General features: G+C 69.3%; 10 protein-coding genes. 3 read left to right on the top strand and 7 right to left on the bottom strand.

Translation table 11 applies throughout. The annotated features are described in order from the left end of the window. Positions 1-69: 69 nt before the first annotated feature. The 7 genes from HHL11_RS03625 to HHL11_RS03595 are packed head-to-tail and all read right to left on the bottom strand — an operon-like array spanning position 70 to position 9,392. A complete protein-coding gene (locus tag HHL11_RS03625; RefSeq protein ID WP_169417078.1) occupies positions 70-2,013 on the bottom strand; it encodes an oxidoreductase in 1,944 nt (647 codons plus the stop codon). Next, a complete protein-coding gene (locus tag HHL11_RS03620; RefSeq protein ID WP_169417077.1) occupies positions 2,010-3,020 on the bottom strand; it encodes an ABC transporter ATP-binding protein in 1,011 nt (336 codons plus the stop codon). The genes HHL11_RS03625 and HHL11_RS03620 overlap by 4 nt, the downstream gene beginning before the upstream one ends. Further along, positions 3,017-4,003 (bottom strand): ABC transporter ATP-binding protein, encoded by a 987-nt coding sequence (locus HHL11_RS03615; RefSeq protein ID WP_342593169.1) that lies wholly within the window; start codon positions 4,001-4,003, stop codon positions 3,017-3,019. The genes HHL11_RS03620 and HHL11_RS03615 overlap by 4 nt, the downstream gene beginning before the upstream one ends. A gap of 16 nt (positions 4,004-4,019) precedes the next feature. After that, positions 4,020-4,919 (bottom strand): ABC transporter permease, encoded by a 900-nt coding sequence (locus HHL11_RS03610; protein WP_240979995.1) that lies wholly within the window; start codon positions 4,917-4,919, stop codon positions 4,020-4,022. Further along, on the bottom strand, positions 4,919-5,836 hold the full coding sequence (locus tag HHL11_RS03605; protein WP_169417075.1) for an ABC transporter permease: 918 nt from the start codon (positions 5,834-5,836) through the stop codon (positions 4,919-4,921). The genes HHL11_RS03610 and HHL11_RS03605 overlap by 1 nt, the downstream gene beginning before the upstream one ends. A 15-nt stretch (positions 5,837-5,851) precedes the next feature. After that, positions 5,852-7,384, bottom strand: coding sequence for an ABC transporter substrate-binding protein (locus HHL11_RS03600; RefSeq protein ID WP_169417074.1), 1,533 nt, complete (start codon positions 7,382-7,384; stop codon positions 5,852-5,854). Positions 7,385-7,409: 25 nt separating this feature from the next. After that, the gene (locus HHL11_RS03595) at positions 7,410-9,392 is read right to left on the bottom strand and encodes an oxidoreductase (RefSeq protein WP_205964204.1); all 1,983 of its coding nucleotides are present in this window, start codon (positions 9,390-9,392) and stop codon (positions 7,410-7,412) included. Between the two features lie 226 nt (positions 9,393-9,618). On the opposite strand from HHL11_RS03595, the gene HHL11_RS03590 reads away from it, so the two are divergent. From HHL11_RS03590 to HHL11_RS03580, 3 genes are read left to right on the top strand one after another with little or no spacing between them, the layout of a single operon-like run. Next, positions 9,619-10,011: a cupin domain-containing protein gene (locus tag HHL11_RS03590; RefSeq protein ID WP_169417072.1), complete on the top strand. Its 393-nt coding sequence runs from the start codon at positions 9,619-9,621 to the stop codon at positions 10,009-10,011. Next, the gene (locus tag HHL11_RS03585) at positions 10,008-11,432 is read left to right on the top strand and encodes an aldehyde dehydrogenase family protein (protein WP_342593168.1); all 1,425 of its coding nucleotides are present in this window, start codon (positions 10,008-10,010) and stop codon (positions 11,430-11,432) included. The genes HHL11_RS03590 and HHL11_RS03585 overlap by 4 nt, the downstream gene beginning before the upstream one ends. Continuing rightward, positions 11,429-13,093 carry an FAD-dependent oxidoreductase gene (locus HHL11_RS03580; protein ID WP_169417071.1) on the top strand — a complete coding sequence of 555 codons (1,665 nt, stop codon included), beginning with the start codon at positions 11,429-11,431 and terminating at the stop codon, positions 13,091-13,093. Before HHL11_RS03585 ends, HHL11_RS03580 begins: the two co-directional genes overlap by 4 nt. Position 13,094: the final 1 nt, after the last annotated feature.

Genomic DNA, 13,094 nt, shown 5'->3' with positions numbered 1-13,094 from the left:
GCTAGGCACTCCGGCCGGGAGTGAAAACTACAGAATTGCTGCAGCGGCTATAAGCTGGCGCGAGGGGTGTCACAGCAGCCGCGCGACGCGGTAGCCCTCCTGCATCGCTTCCATCACCTTGCGGGGGCCCAGGCAGTCGCCGATGGGGAACAGTTCGTCCACCGTGCCTTCCAGCCGCTGCAGCAGCCCGGTCGTGGGCCGGAAGCCGACCGCCAGCACCACCGTATCCGCAGGCAGTGTGCGGCGCTCGCCCTGCGCGTCGCTGAAGACCACGCCGGCCTCGGCGATCTCGGACACTTTCGAGCGCGTGAGGATCTCGATCTCCGCCTCGGCCAGCAGCCGCATCATGTGCATGCGGTTGATGTAGTACATGTCGCCGCCGGCAGCCGCCTGCAGTTCGACGATGCTCACCTTCTTCCCCAGCTGCGCGAGGTACAGCGCCGTCTCGCAGCCCACCACGCCGCCGCCGATGATGACCACGGTGGCGCCGGCTTGCGCCTGGCCGGTCAGCAAGTCGTTGGCGGTGACCACGTTGGCGCGGTCCGCGCCGGCAATGCCCGGAATCACCGGCGTACTGCCGGTGGCGACCACCACGGCATCGGGGCCCAGCGCCTTCACCCGCTCGGGCGTGGCCTCCTGTTCCAGCGCCACTTCCACGCCATGCTTCTTCAGCTGGTGGCGCAGGTAGTCGTTGAGGCGCCGGTAGATCTCCTTGAATTCCGGCCCGGAGCCCGGGCGCATGTTGCCGCCCAGTTCGCCTTCCTTTTCCCACAGCTGCACGCGGTGGCCGCGCAACGCCGCCACGCGCGCCGCCTCCATGCCGCCGGGCCCGCCGCCTATCACCAGCACCGACTTGCGTTCGGCCGCCGGCGCCAACGCGAACTCGCGCTCGTTGCCGGTGGCGGGATTGACGGCGCAGGTGATGGCCTTGCCTTCGTGGATGTAGCGGTGGCAGCCTTCGAAGCAGTCGACGCAGGGGATGATGTCCTCGGTGCGGCCGCCCTTCACCTTGTTCACCCAGTCCGGGTCCGCCAGCAGGCCGCGGCCCATGGCGATGAAATCAGCCTTGCCTTCGCGCAATGCCTGTTCGGCCAGGCGCGGGTTGCCCATCTTGCCCACCGTCACCACCGGGATCTTCACCGCCTGCTTCACCAGCGCCGCCAGCTCCAGGTTGATCGCCTCGGGCTGGAACTCGGAAGGCAGCGTCCAGTAGAAGGTCTCGCGGCAACCGGCGTCGATGGTCAGCGCGTCCACGCCGGCGGCCTCCAGCTTGCGGGCGATCTCCACGCCCTCTTCCGGCTCGCGGCCACCGGGGTGGTAGTGGGTCAGTGCGTACTTGACGGCGACCGGGAACTCGCGGCCCAGACCCTTCTTGAGGCGACCGACGATCTGCACCAGGAAGCGCAGGCGATTGTCCAGGTCGCCGCCGTAGTCGTCCTTGCGCTGGTTCCACAGCGGCGTCATGAACTGGTCGACCAGGTAGCCGTTGTGGCAGTTCAGTTCCACGATGTCCACCTGCGCCAGCTTCAGCACTTCGGCCGCGGCTTCGAAGGCGTCGAGGATGCGCTCGATCTCGCCCAAGGTGAGTTCGTGCGTCAAGGTTTTCGGGTCCAGCAGGCAGGGCAGCGGCGAAGGCCCGATGGGCCGGACCTTGGCGAGGTCCGCCTTGCCCAGCGCGCGGCCCAGGCCCGCCGTCAGCTGCACGGCCAGCTTGGCGCCGTAGTCGTGCACGCCCGCCGCCAGCTCGTGCACCCAGCGCGTGTAGTTCTTGTGGTCCACCATCAGGGTGGACTGGATGGGGCTCGTGGGCACGCGCTCGAACTCGCGCGTCACGCGCGTCGAGCCGGTGGTGATCAGGCCAACGCCGCCCTTGGCGCGCGCCACGTAGTAATCGATGCCGCGCTGCGACAGGCTGCCATCCAGCTGCACCAGCGCGCCCGGCCCCATGGCCGACATCACCACGCGGTTCTTCAGCCGCACCTTCCCGATGTATCCGGGTTCCAGCAGTTTCATGGTGTTCCTGTGTCTTCGAGAGAGGGGGCGGCCAGATGGCAGGCGACGGCATGCTGCGCATCGACCTGCACCAGCGGCGGATCGACTTCGCGGCAGACCGGCTGCGCCAGCTCGCAGCGCGGGCAGAAGCGGCAGCCGCGCGGCAGGTCCAGCGCCGAGCCGATCTCGCCGCGCATGGCGGGCGCGGGCTTGACGCGGCCTGGCTCGGCCACCGGCATGGCGGCGAACAGCGCCCGCGTGTAGGGGTGCAGCGGCCGCGCGTAGATTTCGTCCGTGCTGCCGGTTTCGATGATCCGCCCCAGGTACATCACCGCCATGCGCGTGCTGACGTGCCCCAGCGTCGCAAGGTCGTGCGAAATCAGGAAGTAGCTCAAGCCCAGGCGGTCCTGGAAATCCGCCAGCAGGTTCAGCACCTGCGCGCGAATGGACACGTCCAGCGCCGACACCGGTTCGTCCAGCACCACCAGCGCCGGCTCCAGCACCATGGCGCGGGCGATCGCCACGCGCTGCTTCTGGCCGCCGCTCAATTCGTGCGGATAGTTGGCGAAGACGCGTTGCGGCAGGCCCACCAGCTTCAGCATCTCCTGCACCTTCTCGCGCATCTCCTGCTTCGTCAGCTTGTTGCCACCGGCGGCGCGCTGGATCTCCAGCGGCTCCGCAACGATGGCGCCGATGCGCATGCGTGGGTCCAGCGAGCCGGAGGCGTCCTGGAACACGGCCTGCACGCGCGAGCGATACCAGGCGAGGTCCGCGCCCGCCAGGCCGGCCACCTCACGGCCCTCGAAGCGGATGCTGCCGGCGCTGGGCTGCTCCAGCCGCAGGATCATGCGCGCGAGCGTCGACTTGCCGCTGCCCGATTCGCCGGCCAGCGCGAAGCTGGTGCCGCGTTCGATTTCCGCGCTGGCACCGTCCACCGCCTTCACCACGCCGCGGCTGCGCGCAATCCAGCCCGCACGCGGGCCAGGGTAGTGCTTGCGCACCTCGTCCAGTTGCAGCACGGGGTTCATGCCAGGGCCTCCTGTCTGGCAAGGTGCCAGCAAGCAGCGCGGCGGCCCGCACCCAGGTCCACCATCGGCGGCACGCCGGTCTTGCAAAGTTCGGTGGCGCGATGGCAGCGAGGCAGGAAGGCGCAGCCGGGCGGCAGGTCCATCAGGTTGGGCGGCTCGCCGGGAATCTGGAACAGGCGCTTGCGGCGCACGCCCGCCTTGGGCAGGGCCTGCAGGAGCGCTTCGGTGTACGGATGCGCCGGCCTTCCCAGCACGTCCTGCACCTTGCCGATCTCCACGATGCGGCCCGCGTACATGACGGCAACGCGGTCGCAGGTCTCGGCCACGATGCCCAGGTCATGCGTCACCATCAGCAGCGCCATGCCTGCGTTGGCCTGCAAGTCTTTCAGCAGGCGCAGGAACTGGTCCTGCACCGTCACGTCCAGCGCGGTGGTGGGTTCGTCCGCGATCAGCAGGCTGGGCCGGCCGGCCAGCGCCATCGCCGCCACCGTGCGCTGGCGCATGCCGCCGCTGAACTGGAAGGGATAGCTCGCCATGCGCTGCGCCGGCGAAGGGATGTTGACCTGGGCCAGCACTTCCACCACGTCGCGCCGGATCTCCGTCGCCGAGCGCCGGCCGCCATGCAGGCGGAAGGACTCGCCGACCTGGTTGCCGATGGTGAACACCGGGTTCAGCGACATCAGCGGGTCCTGCAGGATCATGCCGATGCGGCCGCCGCGCACTTCGCGCATCTGCGCTTCCTTCAGCTGCAGCAGGTCACGGCCCTCGAACAGCACGCGGCCGCCGACCGTGCGCGCCGCCTGCGGCGCCAGCCGCACGATCGAGTTGCAGGTCATGCTCTTGCCGGAGCCGGACTCGCCGACCAGGCCGAGCGCCTCGCCCCGGTCCAGCGTGAAGCTGACGCCGTCCACGGCCTTCACCACGCCGGTACGGGTGAAGCACCAGGTCTGCAGGCCTTCGACGGACAACAAGGGTTCTTGCACCACGAATCTCCTGCGCCTACATCTGCCGCAGCTTGGGGTCCAGCGCGTCGCGCAGCCAGTCCCCGAGCAGGTTGGTGCCCAGCACGGTGACGACCAGCGCGATGCCCGGGAAGGTGGGCAGCCACCAAGCCGTCGCCAGGTACAGCCGCGACTCGGCGATCATCTTTCCCCAGGCCACGGCCGGCGGCTGCACGCCAAGGCCCAGGAAGCTGAGCGACGCTTCCAGCATCACGGCCGCGCCGAGCTGCAGGGAAGCGACCACCAGCGCCGAATCGATCACGTTGGGCAGGATGTGCTTCCACAGCAGCCGCGGCGTCGAGCAACCCAGCACGCGCGCCATGACCACGTAATCGCGCTGGCGCACGCCCAAGGTCTCGCCGCGCACGACGCGGGCATAGTTGGTCCAGAACACGATGGCGATCACCGCCGTCACCGCTACCAGGCCGGAGCCGAGCGCGGCGGACACCAGCAGCGCCAGCAGGATCGCGGGCATGGACATCTGGATGTCGACCAGGCGCATCAGCACCGCGTCGACGCGGCCGCCGAACAGGCCCGAGCACAGGCCGATGGCGACACCTGCCACGCCGGCCAGGCCCACGCCCACCAGCGATGCCAGCAGCGAAGCGCGGGCGCCGACGACCACGCGGCTGAACACGTCGCGGCCCAGGTAGTCGGTGCCGAACAGGTGCGTCCAGCCTTCGCCGGCCAGCCAGGACGGCGGGCGCAGCGCCATGGCCGGCGCGATGGCCGCGGGATCGTGCGGCACCAGCCAGGGCCCGAACAGGCCGCACAGTACGACGGGCAGCAGCATCGCCAGCGCCAGCAGCGGCATCTGCTGCAGCCGGCGCCACAGGTCCGCGCCCGGCCGGCGCCTTGGCGACGCCGCGCCCAGGGTGGGGTTCATGGAGGCAGCCATCAGTCGTAGCGGATCTGCGGGTCGAGCACGCCGTAGACGAGGTCGACCGCGATGTTCAGGAGGATGTAGATGGCCGACACCACGCAGATGCCGGCCTGCACCACGGCGAAGTCGCGCGCATAGATGGCATCCACGATCAGCTTGCCGATGCCGGGCCAGGCGAAGATGGTCTCCACCACCACGGTGTTGCCCACCATGTTGGCCAGCTGGATGCCGGCCAACGTGACGAGTGGGATGGCCGCGTTCTTCAGGCCATGCTTCCACACCACGCGCGCTTCGGAGTTGCCCTTGACGCGCGCCATCTTGATGTAGTCGGCGCCCAGCACGTTGAGCATCGCCGACCGCGAGAGCCGGCTCATGGCCGCCGCCGGGTTCAGCGCCATCGTCACCGCCGGCAGCACCATCGCCGCGAAGCCGCCGCGCCCGCTGGTGGGGAAGAGGCCCAGGCCGACGGCGAAGGCCAGGATCAGCATCAACCCGAGCCAGAACACCGGCACGGCCAGGCCGAAAGTGACGCCGACCTTCACCACCTGGTCGAACGCCGAACCGCGCAGGCGGGCCGAGGTCACGCCGCCCAGCAGGCCCAGCACCATGGCGATGGAGAAAGCCAACGCGCTCAGCTGCAAGGTCGCCGGCAGGCGATTCAGCACCAGCTCCATCGCGGGCTGGCGCCAGCGCGTGGACTTGCCGAAGTCGCCCTGTGCCGCGCCCTTCAGGAAGATCGCGTACTGCACCGGCAGCGGCCGGTCCAGTCCCAGTTCGGCCTGCAGCGCCACGCGGTCGGCGTCGCTGGCGTCTTCCGGCAGCAACAGGTCGGTCGGGTCGCCGGTCAGGCGCACCGCGACGAAGATGATGAGGCTCACGCCCAGCAGGCAGACCAGGCCCACCAGCAGGCGCTTCAAGGCGTATCGGGCCATGCTGCGCTCCCGCGCTCAGGCGAAGGACATGTCCTTGACCAGCGTCAGGTCCAGGTTGTATTTCAGCGTCGGCTTGAAGACGACGTTGCTCTTCATCGCGTAGACCGTCACGTTGTTGTAGATCGGGAAGCTGGGCACGTCCTCCTGGATCAGCCGCACTTCCTTCCGGATCAACTCCGCGCGCTTGGCGTCGTCCACCGTCGCTTTCGCATCGGCGTTCAATTGGTCCAGGTCCGCGTTGGCGTAGGTGCTGATGGGGCCGTCCTTGCCGAAGAACAGCGAGACGTTGTAGGTCGGGTCGGGGCTGCCGGCACGCCCGTGCGTGAACAGCGCGACGTATTCCGCCGTGGGCTTTCGCGATGCGTTGTAGCGCGAGCGATAGGCGAGCCACTCCTCGCCCACCAGGCGCGTGCGGATGCCCACCGCCTCGAAGTAGGCGGCGATGGCTTCCGCCAGCTGCGCGTTCATCTGCACCCGCCCCGTGGTGGCGTAGTACAGCTTCAGGTCGAAGCCGTTGGAGTAGCCCGCTTCGGCCAGCAGCGCGCGCGACTTCGCGGGGTCGTAAGGGTAGTGCTTCAGCGCCGGGTCGTAGCCCAGTTCGTGCGGGGCCAGGAAAACCCAGTGGTTCGGGATGCCTCCGAGCACGTTCTTGATGATGGCATCGGTGTTCACGGCGTACGCCATGGCCAGCCGCACGCGGCGGTCGTGCCAGGGCGTCTTGGGGTTCTGCGTGGCAAACACCACCGACATCGTCGGGTGGTCCACCGGCAGCTTCACCAGCTTGAAGTCCTTGCGGCTTTCCAGGTCCTTGACCGCGGAATAGGGACAGGCGTTGATCAGGTCCACCTCGCCGGCCTTCAGCTTGGCCACGCGCGTCGTGTCTTCGGGGATGAAGAAGAAGCGCGCCTCGGCGATCTTCGGCTTGTCGCCCCAGTAGCCGGCGAAGCGCTCCAGGTCCAGCGATTCGCCGGAGGCGTAGCGCACCAGCTTGTACGGGCCGGTGCCCACCGGCTGCTTCGCGAACGCGTCTTCACCGACGCGATCGAAGTAGGCCTTGGACACCATCATCACGCCGCCGCGGTTGGGGATGAAGGTGACGTCCGGTGCCTTGAAGAACACCTTGACGCCGTAGTCGCCCACCGCCTCGATGCGCTCCACCGAAGCCAGGCGCGTCTTCGACGTGGAGCTCTTGACGCGGCCACGCTCGAAGCTGAAGAGGACGTCCTTGGCCGTGAACGGGTCGCCACTGTGGAACTTGACGTCCTTGCGCAGCGTGAATTCGATGAGCTTGCCGTCGGGCGCAACCTTCCACGCGCTCGCCAGCCCCGGCTTCAGCTCGCCGGCCGGCGTGCGCTGCACCAGGAATTCGCCGTAGTTCTCGGCGATCTGGTAGTCCACGCCAGTCCAGCTCGCGCTCTGGTCCAGCGTGCTGGGGTCTTCACCGATGGCGATGCCGATCTTGTCCGGCGCGGCCGAGGCCGCCTGCGGCAGCGCGAGCGCGCCCGCGAGCGCGGCGCCCTGCACCACGAAGTCCCGTCTCGTGCCCATGTTTGTCTCCTTCGTTTTTCTTTTGTCAGATGGTGCGCGCGACTTCGTAGGCGTCCCACACTGCCTTCATCACGTTCTTGGCTTCCTGGCAGTCGCCGATATCGTGCAGCGGGCCGGGGAACTGCTGCGCCAGCGCGCCGAACAGCCGGTTGTCGGCCTTCATGCCGACGGCCAGCACCACGCTGTCGCAAGCCAGGCGGCGCGTCTCGCCATCCTTGCCAACGACCACGACGGCGTCGTCCAGCACTTCGCGCAGTGCGGTGTTGAGCAGGATCGGCACGCCAGCCTGCACCAGCAGGTCCAGCAGCATGTTGCGGTTGGCGTTGGCCACCGGGATCGCGATGGGCTTGGCCTGCATCTCCACGATGCTCACCTTCTTGCCCTGGCGCGCCAGCCACAGCGCGGTCTCGCAACCGTTCTCGCCGGCGCCCACCACCACCACCTGTTCGCCCATGGCCTTCTTGCCAAGCAGCACCTCGGTGGCCCTGCCCACGTGCGGCTTGTCCACGCCGGGCAGGCGCGGGATGACATCCTGCGAGCCGGTCGCGACCAGCACCACGTCGGGCTGGTCTCGCGCCACCACGTCGGGGGTCACCGCGGTGTTCAGGCGCACGTCCACGCCCAGCTGCTCCAGCTGGCGGCGGTACCAGGTGTTCAGGCGCTCGATGTCCTTCTTGTCGCCCGGCACGCCGGCTTCGATCAGGTGCCCGCCCAGCGCCTCGCCCTTTTCATAGAGAACGACCTTGTGCCCGCGGCTGGCGCTGGCGCGCGCCGCTTCCATGCCGCCGATGCCGCCGCCCGCGACGAGGATGGTGCGCGGCTTCTCCGCCGGCTGCAGCGTGTGCGTGCGCTCGCGGCCACAGGCTGGATTCACCGTGCAGGAATTGATGTAGCGCCCGTTCATGGGCTCGGAACAGGCCTGGTGGCAGCCGATGCAGGGCCGGATGTCTTCGACCTTGCCTTCGCGCACCTTGTTGGGCCAGTAGGGGTCGGCCAGCAAGCCCTTGGCGAGCGACACGATGTCCGCCTTGCCGCTGGCCACCGCGTCGTTGGCCATCTCGGGAATGTCCAGCCGGCCCACCGCGATCACCGGGATCTTCACGAGCTCCTTCACCCCGGCCGCCAGGTCCAGCATGCAGCCGTGCGCCTGGTAGATGGGCGGGTGCGCCCAGTAGTGGCCGGTGGCCGTGCCGGCGTCGACCGCCAGCGAATCGAAGCCCTCGGCCTCCAGCAGCTCCGCCATCTGGAGGCCTTCGTCGATGTCGCGGCCCAGCTCCACGAAGTCCTCGCCGGGCAGGCCCGACTGGCGGATCTCCTTCATGTAGTGCTTGAGGCCGTAGCGATACTGCACCGGGTAGCCGTCGCCCAGGCGGCGCTTCACTTCGTGCAGCAGCTCGAAGGCGAAGGTGAGCCGCCCCTTGAGGTCGCCACCGTAGCGGTCGGTGCGCTTGTTCCAGAGCGAGGAGGAGAACTGGTCGATCAGGAAGCCGGCATGCCCATGCACTTCCACGCCGTCGACGCCGGCGCCCGCCAGCAGTTCGGCGGCGTCGCCGTAGGCCTTGACCAGGCGCTGGATCTCCTCCACCGACAGCTCGCGGCAGGTGACGCGCGGGTCCGCGAAGTTGGGAATCGCCGAAGGCGCCACCGGCGTGCCGCGGATGTTGTGCGGCCGGCCCTGGTAGCCCAGGCCGGCGGACAGCTGCGCGAAGATGCGCGTGCCCAGGGAATGGATGCCCTCGGTGAGGTCGGCGAACGGCCGGATGAACTCCTTGCGCACCGGCCCGCGCTTGGACATCGTGTACTCGATCGTGTCCTCCACCTTCAGCATGCCCGTGATCAGCAGGCCGGCGCCGCCCTTGGCGCGCTCGGTGAAGTAGTCGACGTAGCGCTGCGTGGGCACGCCCTCGGCGTCGCTCATCGCGGGGAAGCCCATGGGCGCCATGGCGATGCGGTTCTTCAGGCGCAGCTTGCCGATCTGGATAGGCTGGAACAGGTGGGGAAACTTCATTTGCATGTCAGCGCGTCCGCTTTGGCCCGGGTGGGCCGCAATGCGACGGCATGCTACGCAGCAAGAGCTGGCGGGAGAACTACCGTTTTGATGCAGCGGCTATAACCTGGCGCGATGGCCCCGCCGCTATAAGCCAGCGCTATAGCTACTCTCGCAAAACGGTAGTTCACCGCGGCCGATCGCGTTCGTAGACTCCGCAGCCTCTGACATCTGGGAGGCAAACGTCATGAGCCCAAGCGAGGGCAAGCCGCAGGAAGCTTTCGTCAGCCACACCGTGCAGGTGCCGTGGCAGGAATTCCCCGGCCACTTCGGTGGCGCGCTGTCCAAGGCGCTGGTGCGGCCGGAGACCTGCGGTTCGCGCCGCATCGACTTCCGCATCTCCTGCTACCAGCCGATGGCCTACGTGCAGGAGCACGTGCACAAGGTGCAGGAGCAGGTCTACCACGTGCTGGAAGGCGAGGGCCTGTTGACCCTGGACGGGCGCAAGGTCGTCATGCGCAGGAACGACTACGTGTTCGTGCCGCCCGGCGTGCACCACGGCTTCACCAACGAAGGCACCACGCCGCTGGTGTTCCTGGTGGTCACGACGCCGGTGGAAGACGAGGAGGTGCCACTGTGAGCTTTGCAACCGACGCGCGCCTGTTGATCGCCGGCGCGTGGACCGATGGCGCCGAGCGCCGCCCCGTGCTGGACAAGTTCAAGCTCGCGCCATGCGGCGTGCTGCACGTGCCGTCGCGCTCGCAGGTGCACGAGGCGGTCGTCGCCGCCCACGCGGCCTTCGAGGCTTCGGTGCTGACACCACACGATCGCGGCCGCATCCTGGAACGCACCGCGCAACTGCTGGCGCTGCGGCGCGACGAACTGGTGCGCAGCCTGCAGGCCGAAGCCGGCTTCACCGCCGCCGATGCCGGCGGCGAGCTGGCGCGCTGCCTGGAGACCTTCCGCCTGTCCGCGGAAGAAGCACGGCGCTTCGGTGGCGACATGGTGCCGCTGGAAGGCGCGCCGCAGCAGGCCGGCCGCCTGGGATTTACCTTGCGCGTGCCGCTGGGCGTGGTGTGCGCCATCACGCCTTTCAATGCGCCGCTGAACACCGTGGCCCACAAGGTGGCACCGGCGCTGGCCGCCGGCAACGCCGTGGTGCTGAAGCCGTCCGCGCACACGCCGACGGCGGCGAACATCATGGCCGCCACCCTCATCGAAGCCGGCCTGCCGCCGGGGCTGATCACCGTGCTGCACGGCGACGCCGAGGTCGCGCAAGCGCTGCTGGACGAACCGCTGGTGCGCTTCTACGCCTTCACCGGAAGCACCGAAGCAGGCCGCGACATCCAGCGCCGCGCCGGCCTGCGCCGCACGCAGATGGAGCTGGGAAGCATCGCCTTCACCATCCTCTGCGACGACGCCGACCTGGGGCGCGCGCTGCCGCGCGTGATGAACGCGTCCTACCGCAAGGCTGGCCAGGTGTGCACTTCGATCCAGGTGCTGCTGGTTCACCAGTCGCTGCGCGCGCGCGTCGAGGACAAGCTGGCCGCGCTGGTGCGCGAGCTGCCTTTCGGCGACCCGTCGCTGACGGACACCGTCGTCGGCCCGGTGATCAGCGAGGCCGCGGCGCGCCGCATCGAAAGCTGGATCGCCGAGGCAGTGGCAGGCGGCGCGCGGCTGCTGGCCGGTGGCGAACGCCGCGGCGCGGTGATTCCGCCCACCCTGCTGGCCGACGTGCCCGCGGATGCGCGCGTGTCGTGCCAGGAAGTCTTCGGGCCGGTGGTGTCCATCGTGCCCTTCGCCACGCTGGACGAAGCCATCCACCGCGTCAACGCGACACCCTACGGCCTGGCCACCGGCGTCTTCACGAACCGCCTGGACGACGCCTTTCGCGCGGCGCGCCAGTTGCAGGTAGGCGGCGTGCACGTCAACGAGACCTCCAGCTCGCGCGTGGACCTGATGCCCTACGGCGGCAGCAAGGACAGCGGCTTCGGCCGCGAAGGCCCGCACCACGCGATCCGCGAAATGAGCGAAGAGCGCATGGTGACGATCTCGGCATGAACCGGGTGGACGTGGTGGTGGTCGGCAGCGGCGCCGCCGGCCTGAGCGCGGCGGCGGTGGCGGCGTCGCGCGGCCGCCGCGTGCTGCTGCTGGAGCAGTCGACCCTCGTCGGCGGCACCACCGCGATCTCGGGCGGCATGGTGTGGATCCCGGCGAACCACAAGATGCAGGCCGCGGGCCTGGCCGACACCCTGGACGCGGCGCGCAACTACCTGGGTTGCGTGGTGCCGCCGGGCGGCCCGGCCGACATGCTCGAGACCTTCCTCGCGCGCGGCGACGAGGCCGTCCGCTATCTCGAGTCGCACACGGCGCTGCGGCTGCAGCCGGTCGTGCGCTATCCGGACTACTACCCGGAGCTGCCCGGCGCCACCGCCGGCGGACGGGTCCTGGAGCCGGTCACGTTCGACGCCAGCGTGCTCGGCGACGCATTCCCGCTGCTGCGGCCACCCTTGCCCGAGTTCACACTGTTCGGCGGCATGATGATCGCGCGCGCCGACATCCCGCACTTGCGCCGCGCGGCGCGCTCGCCGCGCTCCGCCTGGCACGTGGCGCGCCTGCTGGCGCGCCATGCACGCGAGCGGCTGCACGCGGCGCGCGGCACCACGCTGGTCCTGGGCAATGCGCTGGCGGCGCGACTGTTCAAGTCCGTGCTGGACCTTGGCGTGCAGGTGCGCACCGAGACCGTGGTGCGCCACATCGTCCTGCACGAAGGGACCGTCGAAGGCGTGGAGGTCTCCAGCCCGCGCGGGCCGGAGTTCATCGCCGCATCCAGCGTGGTGCTGGCCACGGGCGGCATCTCGCATGCGCCTGAACTACGGGCGCGCTTCGTGCCCGAACTGGCCGGCACCCTGAGTGCCACGATGGGTTCGCCGCTTGTTCCCTCCGGCGCCGCGCTCGCGCTGCAGGCAGGCGGGCACCTGAGCGAATCGCCCACGCAGCAGGCCTTGTGGGTTCCCGCATCGACCTTTCAGCGCGCGGACGGCACGCGCGGCGTGTACCCGCACACCGTGGCCGACCGCGCCAAGCCGGGACTGATCGCGGTGGACCGCCAGGGCCGGCGCTTCACCAACGAGGCGGCTTCGTACCACGAGTTCGTGCGGGCCCAGCTGCGCGCCGGAGCCGAGGCGGTGCCGGCCTGGCTGGTGTGCGATCGCGATTTCCTCTGGCGCTATGGACTCGGCCGCGTGAAGCCGTTCGCGTTGTCGGTGGCGCGGGACGTTGCTTCTGGCTACCTGCGGCGCGCCGCCAACCTGCCTGGGCTGGCGCAGCAGCTGGGCATCGATGCCGCGCGCTTCGTGCGCACCGTCGAAGCCTTCAACGAGGGCGCGAAGCTGGGCATCGACCGGCAATTCGGCCGCGGCGGCGACATCTACCAGCGGCACCTGGGAGACGGCGACCACCAGCCCAACCCCTGCGTCGCGCCCTTGCGGCGTCCGCCGTTCTACGCGGTGGCGGTGCAGCCGGCGGACCTGGGCATGGCCGCGGGCCTGGTGACCGATGCGCAAGCACGGGTGCTGCGCGATGACGGCATACCCATCCCCGGCCTGCTTGCCTGCGGCAACGACATGCAGTCGGTCATGAACGGCGCCTATCCGGGTCCCGGCATCACGCTGGGCCCGGCGCTGGTGTTCGGCTACCTCGCGGGCCTGCAGGCTGCGTGAG

The sequence above is a fragment of the Ramlibacter agri genome (assembly GCF_012927085.1).
Taxonomy (GTDB): Bacteria; Pseudomonadota; Gammaproteobacteria; order Burkholderiales; family Burkholderiaceae_C; genus Ramlibacter; species Ramlibacter agri.
The sequence above is the reverse complement of the archived record's forward strand: the minus strand, read 5'-3'. Positions and strand labels throughout refer to the sequence as shown.